The 17062-nt window shown below is 62.9% G+C and carries 16 protein-coding genes; 5 read left to right on the top strand and 11 right to left on the bottom strand.

The features are described 5' to 3' along the window. From EOA32_RS18550 to EOA32_RS18540, 3 genes are all read right to left on the bottom strand, one after another. Positions 1-484 (bottom strand): alcohol dehydrogenase catalytic domain-containing protein (locus tag EOA32_RS18550; protein WP_148669998.1); only part of this gene is annotated, 484 nt, incomplete at its 3' end. Between the two features lie 40 nt (positions 485-524). Beyond that, positions 525-968, bottom strand: a complete 444-nt coding sequence (locus EOA32_RS18545; RefSeq protein WP_128372513.1) for an SRPBCC family protein — start codon at positions 966-968, stop codon at positions 525-527. 27 nt (positions 969-995) lie between these two features. Then, positions 996-2183: a glycine C-acetyltransferase gene (locus EOA32_RS18540; RefSeq protein ID WP_128372512.1), complete on the bottom strand. Its 1188-nt coding sequence runs from the start codon at positions 2181-2183 to the stop codon at positions 996-998. 299 nt (positions 2184-2482) lie between these two features. Between EOA32_RS18540 and EOA32_RS18535 the strand changes: the two genes are divergently transcribed. Further along, positions 2483-4552, top strand: coding sequence for an EAL domain-containing protein (locus EOA32_RS18535; protein WP_067000493.1), 2070 nt, complete (start codon positions 2483-2485; stop codon positions 4550-4552). Here EOA32_RS18535 and EOA32_RS18530 read toward each other — a convergent pair. After that, positions 4549-4977, bottom strand: coding sequence for a MarR family winged helix-turn-helix transcriptional regulator (locus EOA32_RS18530; protein ID WP_128372511.1), 429 nt, complete (start codon positions 4975-4977; stop codon positions 4549-4551). The two genes, EOA32_RS18535 and EOA32_RS18530, sit on opposite strands and share 4 nt — an antisense overlap. A gap of 169 nt (positions 4978-5146) precedes the next feature. Between EOA32_RS18530 and EOA32_RS18525 the strand changes: the two genes are divergently transcribed. Continuing rightward, the gene (locus EOA32_RS18525; RefSeq protein ID WP_128372510.1) at positions 5147-5554 is read left to right on the top strand and encodes a hypothetical protein; all 408 of its coding nucleotides are present in this window, start codon (positions 5147-5149) and stop codon (positions 5552-5554) included. A gap of 124 nt (positions 5555-5678) precedes the next feature. Here the strand turns inward: EOA32_RS18525 and EOA32_RS18520 are convergent, their stop codons facing one another. Both EOA32_RS18520 and EOA32_RS18515 read right to left on the bottom strand, forming a co-directional pair. After that, positions 5679-6416, bottom strand: a complete 738-nt coding sequence (locus EOA32_RS18520) for an HD domain-containing protein (protein WP_128372509.1) — start codon at positions 6414-6416, stop codon at positions 5679-5681. A 104-nt stretch (positions 6417-6520) separates the two neighbouring features. After that, positions 6521-8566 carry an NADH:flavin oxidoreductase gene (locus tag EOA32_RS18515; RefSeq protein ID WP_128372508.1) on the bottom strand — a complete coding sequence of 682 codons (2046 nt, stop codon included), beginning with the start codon at positions 8564-8566 and terminating at the stop codon, positions 6521-6523. A 199-nt stretch (positions 8567-8765) separates the two neighbouring features. On the opposite strand from EOA32_RS18515, the gene queF reads away from it, so the two are divergent. Further along, positions 8766-9227, top strand: a complete 462-nt coding sequence (queF, locus tag EOA32_RS18510; RefSeq protein ID WP_095778694.1) for a preQ(1) synthase — start codon at positions 8766-8768, stop codon at positions 9225-9227. 218 nt (positions 9228-9445) lie between these two features. Here the strand turns inward: queF and EOA32_RS18500 are convergent, their stop codons facing one another. The 4 genes from EOA32_RS18500 to EOA32_RS18485 form a co-directional block, all read right to left on the bottom strand. Further along, the gene (locus EOA32_RS18500; protein ID WP_095783185.1) at positions 9446-10033 is read right to left on the bottom strand and encodes a hypothetical protein; all 588 of its coding nucleotides are present in this window, start codon (positions 10031-10033) and stop codon (positions 9446-9448) included. A gap of 4 nt (positions 10034-10037) precedes the next feature. Beyond that, a complete protein-coding gene (locus EOA32_RS18495) occupies positions 10038-10511 on the bottom strand; it encodes a DUF3828 domain-containing protein (protein WP_067000473.1) in 474 nt (157 codons plus the stop codon). 100 nt (positions 10512-10611) lie between these two features. Next, positions 10612-12261, bottom strand: a complete 1650-nt coding sequence (locus EOA32_RS18490; RefSeq protein WP_127325065.1) for an ABC transporter substrate-binding protein — start codon at positions 12259-12261, stop codon at positions 10612-10614. Between the two features lie 218 nt (positions 12262-12479). Then, positions 12480-13520, bottom strand: coding sequence for a proline racemase family protein (locus tag EOA32_RS18485; RefSeq protein ID WP_095831414.1), 1041 nt, complete (start codon positions 13518-13520; stop codon positions 12480-12482). Positions 13521-13763: 243 nt separating this feature from the next. Between EOA32_RS18485 and EOA32_RS18480 the strand changes: the two genes are divergently transcribed. Further along, complete coding sequence (locus tag EOA32_RS18480) at positions 13764-14447, top strand: GntR family transcriptional regulator (RefSeq protein WP_067000956.1); 684 nt, start codon at positions 13764-13766, stop codon at positions 14445-14447. 52 nt (positions 14448-14499) lie between these two features. On the opposite strand, the gene EOA32_RS18475 is transcribed toward EOA32_RS18480, so the two are convergent. Next, positions 14500-16050, bottom strand: a complete 1551-nt coding sequence (locus tag EOA32_RS18475; protein WP_128372507.1) for a trimethylamine methyltransferase family protein — start codon at positions 16048-16050, stop codon at positions 14500-14502. 90 nt (positions 16051-16140) lie between these two features. On the opposite strand from EOA32_RS18475, the gene EOA32_RS18470 reads away from it, so the two are divergent. Further along, positions 16141-17043 carry a LysR substrate-binding domain-containing protein gene (locus EOA32_RS18470; RefSeq protein ID WP_128372506.1) on the top strand — a complete coding sequence of 301 codons (903 nt, stop codon included), beginning with the start codon at positions 16141-16143 and terminating at the stop codon, positions 17041-17043. The last annotated feature ends 19 nt before the right edge of the window (positions 17044-17062 follow it).

Genomic DNA, 17062 nt, shown 5'->3' with positions numbered 1-17062 from the left:
GTGCGGTGTGGACAGCATTGCCTAATGGATCGAAGATCGCCGCGATCTCGTCCGGCACGTCGTCGGGGATCGGCACGACATTGTGCTGCGGGATCGCTACATACTCGCCGAAGGCGCCGGGCCGGTTGACGCCGACGCCGAGCGTGTTGCGACAGAGATGCCCTCGCCCCGCGCGACAGTTGCGGCAGTGGCCGCAGACGATGTGACCCTCGCCCGAGACGCGCTGTCCGACCTTGTATTCGGTGACGGCCGCGCCGAAATCGGCGACGGTGCCGACAAATTCATGGCCGGTCACCATCGGCACCGGCACGGTCTTCTGCGCCCACTGGTCCCAATTGTAGATGTGGACGTCGGTGCCGCAGATCGCGGTCTTCCTGACCTTGATCAGCACGTCGTTGGGGCCGATCTCCGGCACCGGCACTTCTTCCATCCAGATGCCCGGCTCGGCCTTGGCCTTCACCAGCGCCTTCATCATGTTGGACATCGAACACTCCCCAGAAAATCTTCCCCGTCCTGACGGATCATCAACCTGCCGCTTCCAGGATGTTCTTCAGCCGCAGCAGATCGCGGTCGGTCGAACGCCGGACAGCCACGGCTATGAGCGGGGTCATGAGACGGGAAAAGCCGGCCGGCGAGCCGCGATTCCGGAGCGTCATATGCGTGCGGCCTTCGCCGGAATCCCGCCATCCATAGCTCGTCTCCATCGGAAACGGTCCTTCGTCGGATCGCATCACCAGCCTCTCGCCCGGCACGAGATCCAGGATCTCGTAGGTATAAGCGAGCCGCCGTCCGAGGAACTGCGCCTCGAATGCAATTCTCGATCCTACCTGGACCGGTCGGGGAGTCTTCCATTCCACCGATTTGATGTTGACGTACCAGCGCGGAACATTGTCCGGATCGGAAGAAAAGGCGGCGACAACCGCGCGCGGCCTGGCGATCTCGATACTGCTCGTCACATCGATCGCCATGGCTCACTTCCAATGCCGGCGGTAGCGTCAAGCGAGTACACCCAGTTCCTTCCCGACCTCGCCGAACACCTCGACGGCGCGATCGATATCGGCGCCGGAGTGCGCCGCCGACATCTGAGTGCGGATGCGCGCCTGGCCTTTCGGCACCACCGGGAACGAAAAACCGATGACGTAGATGCCGCGCTTCAGCATGCGGGCCGCCATCTCCTGCGCAAGAGCGGCGTCGGCCAGCATCACCGGGATGATTGGATGATCGGCGCCGGCAAGCGTAAAGCCGAGCTTGCCCATTTGAGACCGGAAGCGTTCCGCATTGGCATATAGGCGGCGGCGCAGCGCATCGCCATTGCGGATCAGCTCGAAGACTTTCAGCGAGGCGCCGGCGATCGCCGGCATCAGCGTGTTGGAGAAGAGATAGGGCCGCGAGCGCTGGCGCAGCCAGTCGACCACCTGTTTCTTCCCGGCGGTATAGCCGCCGGATGCGCCGCCCAGCGCCTTGCCGAGCGTGCCTGTGATGATGTCCACCCTGCCCTCGACGCCGCAGTGCTCGGCCGAGCCACGGCCGTTCTTGCCGACGAAGCCGACGGCATGGCTGTCATCGACCATGACCATGGCGTCGTATTTCTCGGCGAGGTCGCAGACTCCTCGCAGGTTGGCGATGATGCCGTCCATCGAGAACACGCCGTCGGTGGCGATCAGCCGGAAGCGGCAGTCCTTCGCCTCCTTCAGCCGCGCCTCGAGGTCGGCCATGTCGTTGTTGGCGTAGCGGAAGCGCTTGGCCTTGGAGAGCCTCACCCCGTCGATGATCGAGGCGTGGTTCAGCGCGTCCGAGATGACGGCGTCCTCCTCGCCGAGCAGCGTCTCGAACAGGCCGCCATTGGCGTCGAAGCAGGAGCCGTAGAGAATGGTGTCGTCCATGCCGAGGAAGGATGAGATGGTGGCTTCGAGCTCTTTGTGTTCTTCCTGGGTGCCGCAGATGAAGCGCACCGACGCCATGCCGTAGCCGTAGCGGTCGAGCGCCTGCTTCGCCGCATCGCGCAGCTCGGGGCTGTCGGCGAGGCCGAGATAGTTGTTGGCGCAGAAATTCAGCACCTTCTGGCCGGCAACCTCGATCAGGGCCGACTGCGTGGAGGAAATCACCCGCTCGGACTTGTAGAGCCCGGCCGATTTCAGGCCTTCAAGCTCGTTGTCGATGTGGGAGAGAAACGCTGCGCTCATCGTATGGCCCTATTTTGTTTGATGCGGACTGTCGCGCTGCGGACAAGAAAAATCCATCGCAAAAACGACCGCTTCGGTGGCGTTGCGCAAGCCGCGCCGCAGCTCCTTCAGCGCAGCCGGACAAGGATGTGTTCAAATGCGACGATCTGCGAAAGGACATAATAACCATCCTGTCAGCTTTGTCGCGCCGCCGGCTTCGGCACCGTGCCGGTTTGCCGAGCTGTTAACCCTTTCACGTCAAGGGTTCTGGCGCCGCAAATCCATGGCAGGAATCCGTCGATCGGAGGGGTCACTCAATTATGTCGCAGCAGCCGGTGCACAGCGTTTCGCGCAAGCTGATTCTGCTGATCAAGAGCGGCTACTGGCTGGCCTTGCTGATCATCGCCGCCATGGTGATGGCTTCCTTCATCCTGCTGCAGCAGTTGATGGCGCAGCAGCAGCATAACGACGCGCTGCTCAACATCGTCTCCACGCAGAAGGCGCTGTCGCAGCGCATCGTCTTCCTGGCCAGCGCGACCGGTGCCGCCCCGCGCGACAAGCAGCCGGCGCTGGTCACCGCGCTCAAGCAGGCAACGGGCGAGTTCGAGACCAATTACGACCGGCTGCTCAAGGAGACCGGCGCCGATCCGCTATCGCCGGCGCGCAATGATCCGCAGTCGATCGAATATGTGCTGTTCAGCAAGCCGTTTCATCTCGACTATTTCTCGGTCGGCCTTATCGCCAACGGCGATCGACTGGTTTCATCATTTGCATCCCAGCTCGGCATGCAAAGCGACGGCTATAAGGGCGGCGGCGAGCGCGTCGGCCTCGACGCCTCCGTCGCCAATGCGACTTTGTCCGGCTATGCCGCGCTCGGCCAGCGCATCAGCGCCTTCGCCACCGAGCGGTCGGATGAGATGCTCAGCCTGCACCGCACGCTGTTCTTTGCCACTATCGGCGTCATCGTGCTGGTCGCGCTATTCATCTTCCGGCCGATGTCCAAGGCCATCCTGCGCAAGACGCATGAACTGGTCGACGCCCGCAATTCGATGGCCTTCATCGCCGTGCATGACGGCCTGACCGGCTTGCACAACCGCACCTTCCTCACCGATCATTTCGACACGCTGATCAAGGGCGCGCATCGTCGCCGCGAGCGGCTGGCGGTGATCCAACTCGACCTCGACCGCTTCAAGCAGATCAACGACACGCTGGGGCACGCGGCGGGCGACTATGTGCTTGTCGTCACCGCGCAACGCATGCGCGATTCCTGCCGCGCATCGGATCTTTGCGCCCGTCTGGGCGGCGACGAGTTCGTGATGATCCTCAACGGCGCCGGCAGCACCGAGGACATCCATGCACTGGCCAAGCGCATCATCGCCAACATCAACGAGCCGATCACCTTCCAGGGCACGACCATAATGCCTGGCGCCAGCGCCGGCATCGCAGTCTATCCGGTCGACGCCGACAACGCGCAGGACCTGCTCGTCCATGCCGATCTCGCCCTCTATTCGGCCAAGAAGCTCGGCGGCGGCAGCTTCTCCTTCTTCTCCGAAGAGCTGCGGCGCGAGCTCGACTACCGCAAGCAGCTCGAGCAGGACATCCGCACGGCGATCGCGGAAAAGACCTTCGAGGTCTATTTCCAGCCTCAAGTGTCGCTCACCAGCGGCAAGATCAGCGGTATCGAAGCACTGGTGCGCTGGAAGCACGCCACGCGCGGCATGATCTCGCCCGGCGAATTCATCCCGGTGGCGGAGAAGTGCGGCTTCATGCCGGATATCGGCCGCATCGTCATCAGCAAGGCGATCAACGAAGCCGCCGAATGGGATCGCGCCGGCATCGATTTCGGACGCATCGCCGTCAATGTCTCGGGCACCGAGCTGCGCGAGCCGGATTTCGACAATTTCCTGTTCGGAACGCTGGAGCGGGCAGGGCTTGCGCCGCAGAAGCTGTCGCTGGAAATCGTTGAATCCGTCATCCTCGACGACGAGAAGACCGGCATCGCCGCCAAGCTCAGGCATATCCGCGCGGCGGGCGTCCATCTCGAGCTCGACGATTTCGGCACGGGCTATGCTTCACTCAGCCATGTCAACCCGAACGAGATCGATCGGCTGAAAATCGACCGCCGCTTCGTCCAGAACATCAACGAGAACGGCGACAACACCAAGATCGTGCGCGCCATCACCGAGCTTGCCCGCGGCCTCGGCATCTCGATCGTCGCCGAGGGCGCGGAAACGGAGGCCGAGCTCGACTCGCTGATGGCGATCGGCTGCGACCAGGTGCAGGGCTATTCGATCGCCTTCCCGATGCCTCAGGACAAGGCGCGCGAATGGCTTACCGCGCGCAGCCCGAAGAAGGCGAAGCTCAAGGTGCTGCAGGGCAGCCGGGCTTAACCTCCCACATTCGCCCGAAGCGCCGCCAGCACCTCGGCGAATTCCGCAAGCCGTTCGTCCGGCAGTCCAGCTCTCAGCCTCTTGTCGAAGGCGACGGCCGCGAGGCGCAACTTCTCGAACAGCGCTTCACCGGTTTCGGTCAGCGCCACCTGATGCATCCTGCGGTTCTGCGGATCGCGGCGGCGCGTCAGCAAGCCTTGCGCCTCCATGGCATTGAGGTGATGCGTCAGCGTCGCGCCCTGGATGCCGATCATGCCGGCAAGCTCGCGCTGGTTGGCCAGTTCCCTCGACTTGACCGAGAGCAGCGTCAGCCACACCGGCAGCGTGCCGCCGGCCCCGACCAGGGCGGCGTCAAAGGCCTGCCCCACCACCTTGGCAGTGCGGGCGAGGTTCATTCCGACGGGCGGGCGATCAAATGGCGTCATGGCCGGACACTAGAACAAGCAACGGGTTGGCGAAACTTCGCATGAAGCATTGACATCTAACTGTTAGATATCTAACTTTGTCTTATTAACGTTGTCGGACCCAGCCGATAGGCAAAACCGACAGGCAAAGCGTCACACCGGTGGCGGGGCGAACGAGAGGAATGCAGTCATGCAATATGTCTACATCGTCGTCATCGGCCTGCATGTTATGGCCGGCGTCTTCTGGGCCGGCACGACCATTGCGGTTGCCCGTGATCCGGAGATCAAGGCGGAGCGCTTTATCCGGCCGCAACTCGGCGCCTCCGGCATGGTCTTTTTGACCGGTCTGCTGCTCTGGTATTTCTTCCACGAAGGCGCTTTCGGCTCGATGGAGATGGTGCTGGCGTTGGGGATTGCGACGGCGCTGATCGCCGCCGGCGTGCAGGGCGCCCTTGTTGCCTCTTCCAGCAGGCAATTGGCCGGCGCCGATGCGGCGACGCAATCGCAGTTGCGCGCGAAAATGATCAAAGGCGAACGCCTCGCCGGCGGGCTGCTGGTCATCACCGTGTTTTGCATGGCCACGGCCAGGATGTTCTAACCCGTCAACGGCTCGCGCGGTACCGGTGCAGGCCGGCGGCCACGCGCGGCGCACCGGACCAACGCGGCAGGTGGCTCTCCTTGAAGGTCCGGTGCGTTTCCTTGGTGCGGCCGTCACCGGTGCATCAGATCACCTCAACGGAACCGCCGCGTAGTTTTTCCCGTCGCAGCTTTATATAGGTCCGCATATTCGGCGCGATGCGAAAACCTTCCAGCCTGACGTCCTGAAGCGCTGCCGCCCAGCCAAGCGCTTCATAACGGCCGCCATATGTTTCGATCGTCGCGGCGAGATCCTCGCGGCCAAGTTGCCTGGCCAGGATGGCGCAGGCCGCGACCCGCGTTTCGATCGAGCGGCCATATTTGGGTGCGAATGCCAAGCCGCCGTCGGCGAGGTCGTCGACCTCGTGCGCAAGCTGCAGGAACAGGATGTCATCATCGCCGGCCGGCACGCCCTCCTGCAGAAGGCGCTCGGGGTCGCCGGTATCGAATTTCATGGCGCCGACGCGAGCGACGAGGCCTTCAGTCCTCGGCCCGATCCGCGCCTCCAGCCATTTCCGGTGCGCCTCGCTGCGCCGACTGGACCTGCCGTCCGGATACTGGCCGCTGTCATAGGCAGCGTGGAACATCGCCGCGACGACGAAATCGATATCCCTTTCGAAATGCGCCACCGACGAGGCGGAGCCTACCGCATGGCAGACAAAGGGCCGCCCCGACTTTCGGTAGCGGCCGTTGAACATCGCGCACGCCACCCGATAGGCCTTCTGCACGCGTACGATATCGTCCAATGCGTGCCCGGCCTCGTGCAATTGGATATAGAGCGCCGTATTGGTCTGGCGCGGAACGAACAGGACTTTTCCGGTCAAGCAAGCCCCCGACTATGCGACCCGAATTGCAGCCCTCGGAATCCGCGTCCGAAAATTGCAAATAAGATCTGTCAGGTCCAGCCCGGCCAATGGACGACCCAGCTTCAGATCCGGATGCCGAATCTGATGCCGTCATAGATGGCGGCGTGGATGTTGCGCGAGGCGACTGCGTCGCCGATGCGGAACAGAACAAAGCCGCCTTCCGGATTGCGCGGCGGAAAAATGTCGCCGCCGCTTACGAGCCGCTCGTAGTCGACCGCGCCGCCATTCTTCGACAGCGGCTTCAGCGCGAGGTAGAGATCGTCGAGCGGCGCGGTGCCATGCTCGACCACCACCTGGTCGACGCGCCGCTCGCCGCGCCAGCCATCGGCGAAGTCCGACGCCAGCTCGGCGATGAGCTGGTTACCCTCGCGTCGCACGGAGCGCAGACGAGTGTTGATGGTGACGGTGACGCCTTTCTCGTGGAAAGCCCGCATATAGGGCACGTGGTTCAGGCCGCCCATTTCCGGCGCGAAGAAGCGTTCGGGCGAGACCAGCTCCAGCTTCGAGCCGCTGTTGGCAATCAATTCCGCCGCGCCCATGCCCTGATGGCCGCCATTGTCGTCATAGACCAGAACGTTCTCGGCCGGCTTGACGCTGCCGGCCATAATGTCCCAGCTCGAGGTGACGAGATTGTCGCCCGCTGCCAGCGGCGGGTTCTGCGGCAGGCCGCCGGTGGCGACAATCACCACATCCGGCAACAGAGCCAAGACATCGTCTTTTTCGGCCCATGTGTCGTAGCGGATCTCGACGCCCAGGCGATCGAGCTCGGCAAGCCGCCAGTCGATGATGCCGATCAGCTCCTTGCGGCGCGGATTTTGCGTCGCGAGCCGCACCTGGCCGCCGGCCTGGCTGGACGCTTCGAGGACCGTCACCTGATGGCCGCGTTCGGCGGCGACACGCGCGGCTTCCAGACCGCCCGCCCCGGCGCCGACGACCACCACCCGCCTCTTCGGTCCTTCGCTTTTCGCGATGACATGCGGGATCGTCGCTTCGCGGCCGGTGGCGGCGTTGTGGACGCAGAGCGCCTCACCGCCTTCATAGATGCGATCGAGGCAGTAGGTGGCGCCGACGCAAGGCCGGATCTCGTGCTCGCGCCCTTCCATCACTTTCCTGATGATATGCGGATCGGCGATGTGGGCGCGCGTCATGCCGACCATGTCCAGCTTGCCGGAGGCGACCGCATGGCGCGCGGTGGCGACATCGGATATCCGCGCCGCGTGGAAGGTCGGGAACTTCGTCGCCGCCCTCACCTCGCCGGCGAAATCGAGATGCGGCGACGAGCGCATGCCGGTCACCGGGATGACCTTGGTCAGCGCCGCGTCGGTCTCGATCGAGCCGCGGATGATGTTGAGGAAATCGACCTTGCCGGAGCCAGCCAGACGTTTCGCGATCTCGACGCCCTCCTCCTTCGACAGGCCTTTTTCGAAATCCTCGTCGGCGACCATGCGGATGCCGACGACGAATTTCTCGCCGACCGCGGCGCGAACCGCATCCAGCACCATGTTGGTGAAGCGCAGCCGGTTGTCGAGCGAGCCGCCGAAATCATCGTCGCGATGGTTGGTGGCCGGCGACCAGAAGCCGTCCATCAGATGGCCGTAGGATTCGAATTCGATGCCGTCGAGGCCGGCCGCCTGGCAGCGCTGGGCGGCGGAAGCATAATCGGCAACGATGCGCTCGATGTCCCAGTCCTCGATGGTCTTGGGAAAGGCGCGATGCGCCGGCTCGCGCACCGGCGAGGCGGAAAGCACCGGCAGCCAGTCGGCCTTGTTCCAGCCGGTGCGGCGACCGAGATGGGTGATCTGGATCATGACCTTGCAGTCATGCTCATGACAGGCATCCGCAAGCTCGGCGAGCCACGGCACGATGGCGTCGTCATAGACATGCAGGTTGCCGAAGGCGGCCGGGCTGTCGCGTGACACGATGGCAGAGCCCGCCGTCATCGTCAGCGCCATGCCGCCCTTGGCCTTCTCGGCGTGGTAGAGCCGGTAGCGCTCCTTCGGCATGCCGTCCTCGGAATAAGCCGGCTCATGGCTGGTCGACATCACCCGGTTCTTCAGCGTCAGGTGCTTGAGCTGATAAGGTTGGAGAAGCGGGTCGTTGCTGGTCATCGTCTTCCTGCCGTATCAAATTGCGCGGGAGCTGCTCCCGCTTCCATTTCACGCATCGGATTCATCCGAAAACCGCTGCGCGGCTTTCGCTCCAATGCTAATGAGCCGCCAAACACGCCGCGTCCGTTCGATCGCGGCGCACTTTCAACTGATTGCACCTGCCGCCCTTGCAATCATCGGCGGCAGCGAGGAGCCATCGATGACCGACGCAAAAAACCTGACCCAGCTCGGCAAACACGTCGAGACGCCCCAGAGTCCCGAACAGGCAGTCCTGGAGACCGTGCCGTTCGAGCGAGGCGACGGCCCGCCCGCGATCGTGCGCTTCACCTGCCCGGAATTCACCTCGCTCTGCCCGGTCACCGGCCAGCCCGACTTCGCCCACATCGTCATCGACTACGCGCCCGACAAGACGCTGGTGGAATCGAAGTCGCTGAAGCTGTTCATGACCTCGTTCCGCAACCATGGCGCCTTTCACGAGGAATGCACCGTCATGATCGGCCGCCGCATCGTCGAAGCGACCAAGCCGCTCTGGCTGCGCGTCGGCGGCTACTGGTTCCCGCGGGGCGGCATTCCCATCGACGTCTTCTGGCAGACCGGCGCGCCGCCTGAAGGCGCCTGGCTGCCCGACACCGGGGTGCCGCCATATCGCGGGCGCGGGTGAAATTTGTTGCGAAAGGCTGGCGGGACAGCGCCCCCCTCTGTCCTGCCGGACATCTCCCCCACTTGGAGGGAGATCGGACGTCACCCCGGCTTTCGCCAATCTCCATCGTGGCAAAGTAGGCGGGTCGCCGAAGCTGCCAATCTCCCCCCTTGTGGGGGAGATGGCCGGCAGGCCAGAGGGGGGCGCGAAGGATCGCCGGCGCCGAAGTTCAATCATATTCATTCGCACTGGTACTGGCTGAGCGCCCATTCGCCGGTGACCGACAGGAGGTCGGAGATCTTCCAGTCGCCGCCGACCTTCTTCAGCTTCCATTCGAGACGGTGCTGGTGGCCTTCGACGACGAAGACGACCACCACCTTGGCCTCGTCACCATTGATCGCTTCGATGGTGCGCAGGCTCTTGTCGATGGCGAGCTTGTCGTAATCGGCATTGTCGAGCGCCATGTTGGGATCGAGGCACTCGCCCTGACCCGAGGCGCGCAGCGCGTCGGCTTTGTCGAGCACGCTCTTCGCCGGATCGCTGAAGTTCTTGCGCTGGCCGGGGTCCAATTCCAGCCCGAGATGCTCGTAGAAGGGCTTCACCACCGCCGTCGGCGATCCGGGCAGGACGGGCGCAGCTGGCGCCGGTTCGGCCGGCTTGCTTTCAGGCGATGTGGCCGGCGCCGACTTCTCGATCGCAGGCGCATTGTCGCCTGAGGACGCGTTCGGCGGCGGCGAGCCGAACAGTCCTTGCCCGTAGGCGCCGCCGTTCAGCCCCGCGGTCAGCATCGACAAGCTCGACAGCGCGAGGACCAGACGCCGAAGCACGGCGTCACTCCGTCGAGGAGCCGCATTCCAGCGCGCTGAGCGTCCAGTCGCTGGTTTTGGAGGTGATGTCGGCGATCTTCCACTTGCCGTCCACTTTCTTCAGCGACCACACCATTTCGCGTTTGGAGTCATCGCCTTCCGGGAAAAGATTGAAGCTTGCCGTCACCTCGGCGGTGTCGCCATTGACGGCCTCGGCAAGCTTCAGCGTCTTCGACACGGTCTTCTGGTCGAAATCCTGGGCGTCGAGGCCTGGGTCGAAGTCGATGCAGGATACCTCGTCGGGCTTCTCCTTGCGCGCCTTGTCGTTGGCTTCGAAGAGCTTGGTGACCGGCTCGGTGAAGCGGTCGCGGTATTTCGCGTCCGCCTCGAACTTCACTTCAGGCACATAGAAGAACTTCACGGCGTTTGAAGCCGGCCCGGCGAGCGCCGCGGCAGGCAAGGCGATCGAGATGGCAACTGCCAGCATCATCGGTCTCATGCAGGATCTCCGGATGGTCGGCGGCGTGGTGGCACGATCACCACCACGCATCCTGCATATCGGCTTTTTCACGGCGCATGAAGTCCTTGCGCTGCGCGGCTTAAGCTTCCAGCCAGACGTTCTGGAAGTCCATTTGATAGGTCTGGTGCATGGCGTAGTTCTTCACCTTCTTGTTCATGTGGCAGTAGAGCTTCTGCCAGAACGGCTGGATGATGACGCCGGAGTCCTGCAGGATCTGCTCGACGTCCTTCATCACCTCCTTGCGCTTGGCGACGTCGATCTGCGACAGCGCCTCCTTGAGCTTGGCGTCGAAATCCGGGTTCGAGAACGCGGTCTCGTTCCAGGCCTCGCCGGTGCGATAGCCCAGCGCCAGCACCTGCACGCCGAGCGGGCGCATGTACCAGATGGTCATGGAATAAGGATATTTCGTCCAGTCGTTCCAGAAGGTCGAACCGGGCAGCACCGTGCGCTTCACCTTGATGCCGGCATCGCGCAACTGGCCGGCGATCGCGTCGCCGGTGTTCTTCTGCCATTCGTCCTCGACCGTGATCAGCTCGTGCTCGAAGTCGGCCTGCCCGGCGTCGGCCATCAGCTTCTTGGCGCCCGCCGCGTCCCGTTCCTTCTTCGGCAGCGGATAGTATTCCGGATGGATAGGGCTGACATGGTGGTTCTCGCCGACCGTGCCGCGGCCCGCGTAGCCGAGCTGCATGACCTGGTTATTGTCGACGGCCATCTGCAGCGCGTTGCGCACCCGTTTGTCATCGTAAGGCTTGTGCGTGATGTTGGTGCGCGCCACGAGCGTGGTCGCCGTCGCGACTTCCGATTTCACCAGATCCATCTTGTCGAGGGGGTCGATGAAGTCGGCCGGCGTTTCGAAATCGAGGTCGATCTCGCCCGAATCGAAGGCATTCAGCGTGGCGTTGAAGTCGGTGCCGTAGTCGATGAACTCGACCCCGTCGAGCGGCGCTTCGCCACCCCACCACTTGCCGTTCTCGCGGCGCTTGACCACGGCTTTCTGGCCGACATCGTAAGACACCAGCTCGAAAGCCCCGGTGCCGATCGGCTTCTTGATCGGATCGGCGCCGTCCTTGTCGAAGTTGCGATGCACGACCAGCGCCGGATAGTCCGTGAAACCCGGAATGATCGCGATATCGGCCTCGGACAGCTTCAGCTTGACCGTATGGTCGTCGACCTTGGTGATCGCGCCATCCCTTGCCTTGCCGGTCTTGGCGTCGACCAGCGCGCCGACGCGGGCGGCCATGGAATTGCCGGAAGCCCCCTTCTCGCACCAGCGATTGAGGTTGAAGACGACGTCATCGGCGTTGAAGGCATCGCCGTTGTTCCAGGTGACGCCTTTGCGCAGATGCAGCGTGTATTCGGTGGCGTCGTCGTTGACGTCCCAGCTTTCGAGCAGCACCGGCTCGAAGGTGAACTGGTGCGTGTAGCGCACGAGCGGCTCCAGCCAGGTGCGGGTGACGTTCGCCATCTCCGTCCAGTCATAGGTGCGCGGGTCCTTCTGCGCCTTGACCGACATCGCGACATGCAGCGTTCCGCCTTTCTTCGGCTCTTGCGCCAGGGCTTTTGTCGGCGCGGCAAGGCCAATCATGCCATAGGCGAACGCCGTCGACGCGCCGAAGGCGCTTGCCAGCGCCAGGAATTCGCGCCGGTCCACGCGGCCCGCGCGCGCTTCTTTAGCCATCGCCTCGATGGCGGCAGGAACGCGATCACCGTTGCTTTTGAAGATTGTCATTTTTTCCTCCCATGTTGCGAAACATTGGCCATCCTGGTGCACTTTTTTTCAGCTGTAGATGGCGCCTGCAGCGTGAGCGTGCGTCCAGACGCTGCCTTGCCTGAGATAGTGAGAACTCGCTCCATCCTGCGGCATTTCGAATATCGTATACGAGCCTTGTTGAGCGTCAAGCTTCTTGAGGCATGAGCTGGAGAAAGATGCCGGGCGAAGAACCACCTTCACACCTTCGCACGCTTCATCGGCCAGGTGTCCGCCACGCGATAGCCCGCCGGCCAAGGATCTTCAGGATCCAGCATGTGCTGATGGATGCCGGTGATCCAACCGCGACCGCTGATCTGGGGGCGTATTGCGGGCATATCGACAACCTGCGTGGTGCCGAGAATCTTGCCGTGAAATTCTGACCCGATGATGGACACACCGGTGAACCAATCCTCGGCTGTCATTTGACCCTTCGCGTGCAAGAGCGCCATGCGGGCCGACACCGCCGTTCCGGTCGGCGATCGGTCGAGCTTGCCAGGTTTTATCGAAACGACCGATTTTGCGCGGAGGCGGTTGCCATCCTGGGTGATGGCGCCGGCAAAAAGACAGAACGAATGGTGGCGCCAATCGGGACGCTCAGGGTGGGAGAACGCCATTTGTCGATTGGCCGCATCGGTGATGCGCACCCCAAGTTCGGCGAGATCACGAGCCTCGTCGGTTTCAAGCGCTAACCCAAGGGCAGGTGCGTCGACGACGACGAAACTGTCGCCTCCATAGGCCGTGTCGACCGTGATGGTACCGAGGCCATCGACCTCAAGCGGCACACCGACCCTGCTGGCGAATGATGGTACGTTTTCGACGGTGATGCGCTGGGCTTTTCCTCCGGCACACTCGGCCCGCACGCGTACCAGACCGCCCGGCGCCTCGAGCACCATTTCGGTTACCGGCTCCTGCATGGGGATGATCCCGGTGTCCAGAATTACCGTCGAGACGCAAATCGAATTGGAGCCGGACATCGGGGGCGTATCCTCCGGCTCCATTATGATCCAAGCCATCTGCGCGTCGGGATGCTTGGGAGGGACCAGAAGGTTGACGTGCCGGAAGACGCCGCCGCGCGGTTCGTTAAGAACGAAGTTACGAAGTCCGTTGTCTTCTGCAATCCATTTGCGCTGGTCCCAGACGGTGTCTCCCGGCGGAGGAGACACCCCGCCAACGATGACATCCCCGACTTCGCCCTCCGCGTGGCAGGAAACAACATGGATGACTTTCGTGCTTCGCATTCGGGAGTCCCCAGAGCCGCGGCTTCCGATTGGATATCGTATACGATCTTCGGCTCTCGTCAAGGCTCGATTGAAGGGAAATGCGTCGCTGCTGATCGGCCGGGCTCAAAAGAGCCCACGCCGGACGGCATCTCAGGCCACGCAGACACTCGGATTGAGCAGAATCGCGAGCGTATTTGATCGCGAACATCGTCTACGATATCTATGTTTGCAGATCTGACGCTCCGTGCGGAGACTCTACACGTGCCATTTGCATTTGCCGACATTCCCGATTTGGGTGCCGCCCCCACCGCTTCCGACGTGGTTTTGAAGTTCATCCGCGGAGCAATCATATCCGGGTCGCTTGATGAGGGCGAACCGATCAGGCAAGACGACGTCGCCCGCATGTTCAACATCAGCAAGATTCCGGTGCGGGAAGCTTTGAAGCGGCTCGAGGCAGAGGGATTCGTGGCATTTCAGCGAAACAAGGGCGCAATTGTCGCCAGCATGTCGGAACCGGAGATCGTGCAGATTTTCGAGGTCCGAGCCATGCTGGAATCGAACGCAATTCGGCTTTCCCTCCCCCACATGAACGAGAAGACCTTCGATAAAGCGCAAGCAAGTTGCGACTCCTTTGCGAAGGAAACCGACGTCGGCCGCTGGGCGGAACTAAATTGGGAGTTCCATTCCAGTCTTTATCTAGACGCCGGGCGACCATATCTGCTCCGCATGATCCGGTCGGTTAACGATCGGATCGAACGCTATCTGCGAGTTCAGCTGACGATTTCCGGCGGTCATGAGCTTGCGGATCGAGAACATCGCGAAATCCTGGCCGCCTGCCGCGCTGGCGAGACCGAACAGGCCGCAAAGTTGGTCTACGATCATATTATGAACGCCTGTCAATCGCTTCAGAAACACCTGGCGAACGGCAAGGTGCGCGCTGGCTGAGCCATTGGCTTGCTGTCAGTCACGATTGCCGACGGCCTTTGCCCATTTTTTGTCAACTAACGGTATCAGGCAGCTTTTCCTCGCGCCGCGCGATCAAATCCTTGAGACCTTCGGCGATGCCTTCGTCGAGCTTCGGCTCCTGATAGTCGGCGAGCATGTTGCGCGCCTTTTCGAGGCCGCGCGTGTCGTGATCCTTAGCGCCTTCGGCGCTCCATTGCTCGAAGGAGTTGAAATCCATGATGCTCGGCATGAAGAAGGCGCGCTCGAAATGCTCGAGCGTGTGCTGCGTGCCGAGAAAATGCCCTTGCGGGCCGACCTCGCGGATCGCCGCCATGGCTTCCTTGAAATCGTCGAAGGGGACGCCGCCGGCATATTTGTACCAACCGATGAGTTGCTCGCAGTCGGTGGCGAATTTCGAATAGCCGCAGGTAAGGCCGGCTTCAAGCCAGCCGGCGGAGTGCCAGATGTAATTGGCGCCGGCGAGGATCGCGGCATGCATAAGCATGTTCGCCTCGTAGCCTGCCTGGGCGTCGTTGAGCTTGGAGCCGACATGGAAGCCCGAGGTGCGCCATGGCAGTTTGTATTTCCGCGCCAGCGCGCCCATCAGATACATCATCTGCGCAGCCTCCGGCGTGCCGCCCATCGGGGCGCCGGTCTTCATGTCGACGGTCACCATGAACTGGCCATAGATCTGCGGCGAGCCGGGACGGATCAGCTGGGTGAAGGCCACCCCGGCGAGCGCCTCGGCATTGACCTGCGCGACCGCGCCGACGGCGGAGGCCGAGGTCGAGGCGCCGCAGAGCGCGAAGGGTGCCAGGATCAGCGGCTGGTTGTGGCGGGCATAGACCCGCATGGCGTCGAGCATGGTGGCGTCCCACACCAGCGGCGAATTGCAATTGGTGATCGCCACCAGCACCGGATTGTCGCGCACGAACTCCTCGCCGAACACGATCGCAGCCATAGCCATCGTGTCTTCGGCCCGCTCCTTCGACGTCACGATACCCATGAACGGCTTGTCGGAGTGCTTGAGCGCCGAATGGATGATGTGGAGGTGCCGCTTCGGCACCGGGATCTCCATCGGCTCGCAGATGATCGAGCTCGACGAATGCAGCGCCGGCGCCATGTAGGCGAGCTTGTGGAAATTGTTGAGGTCGTTGAGCGTGCCGTAACGCCGCTTGTTGTCGAGGTCGCGCACATAAGGCGCGCCATACATCGGCACGAAGATCGAGTTCTTGCCGCCGACGCGAACCGTTCGCTCGGGGTTGCGCGCATTGAGCGTGAATTCCGGCGGGACCTTCGAGACAAGCTCCATCAGCAACGCGCGATCGATGCGGACCCGTGTGTCCTTGACGTCGGCACCCGCCGCCTTCCAAAGCGCGATCGCTTCGTCGTCGCGGAACTCGCAGCCAACCTCCTCGAGGATTTTGAGCGACTCCTCGTGGATCAGTTCCACCGCCTCGTCGGGCACGATCTCATAGGCCGGAATCTGGCGAACGAGCGTCGGGAAAGACGCGACCGGCGCGCTTCTCAGCGCCTTGCGCCCAAGGCGGCCGCCGCCGCGACGGTGGGTCGGCTCAGTCAATTCAGCGGCCGGTGCGTTCATGTTGCCTCCTTCATCCCGCCCGACCAAGTTAGCGACACGAAATATGGATGTGACGCTGGAAAATCCTGATCTCTTGTATAAGCTGCGCTTATGCGAAGCCTGCGCCATCTCCTGCCCTCGGCCGGCAGCCTCGTCGTCTTCGAGGCGGCAGGCCGGCTGTCGAGCTTCACCGCGGCCGGGCGCGAGCTCGGCATGACCCAGGCGGCCGTCTCCTATGCGGTGCGCGGACTGGAGGAACAGCTCGGCGCCAAGCTGTTTCAGCGCCGCCACCGCCAGGTGCTCCTGACCGAGGCCGGCGAGCGCTTCCACGCGGACGTCTCGCTGGGGTTGTCGCATATCCGCAAATCTGCCGAGGACCTTCGCCTGCAGGCGACCGGCGGCCATGTCACCCTTGCCGCCTCGACGGCCTTCGGCTCGTTCTGGATGATGCCGCGTCTGCAGCAGTTCCGCGACCAACTGCCGGGCATCGACCTGCGCATCCAGACCGCCGACCGCGACCTCGACATCATTGCCGAGGGTATTCCGCTCGGGGTGCGCGGCGGCGTGCCGCGCGACTGGCCGGACTATCACTCGCTGTCGCTGTCCGATGAAGAGATCTTCCCCGTCGCCGGCCCCAGCTACCTCGCCAAATTCGGCATGCCGAAGACGGTCGAGGAACTGGCCACGCACCGGCTGATCCATCTCGAGGAGCCCTATCGCGAGGCGCCGAACTGGGACGAATGGTTCGCTTCGGCCGGAACCAGCCTGCGCAATGCCGAGCGCGGCCTGCGTATCAACGACTACGCCCTGGTGATCCAGGCGGTGATGGAAGGGCAAGGCATCTCGCTTGGCTGGCGGCATCTGGTCGATCGGCTGGTGGCATCAGGGCTGCTGGTGCCGGTGACCGAGCATGTGATGAGGACCGGCATCGGCTTCCATGTCATCTGGCCGAAGAACCGCGAGCTCAGCGACAACGCGCGCAAGGTCAGGGACTGGCTGGTGGCGCAGGCGTGAAGTAGCCCCTCCCCCACAC

This window comes from Mesorhizobium sp. M1A.F.Ca.ET.072.01.1.1, from assembly GCF_004023325.1.
In the GTDB taxonomy this organism is placed as follows: Bacteria; Pseudomonadota; Alphaproteobacteria; order Rhizobiales; family Rhizobiaceae; genus Mesorhizobium.
Note: the sequence above shows the minus strand (reverse complement) of the source record. Positions and strands in the feature narration are given on the sequence as shown.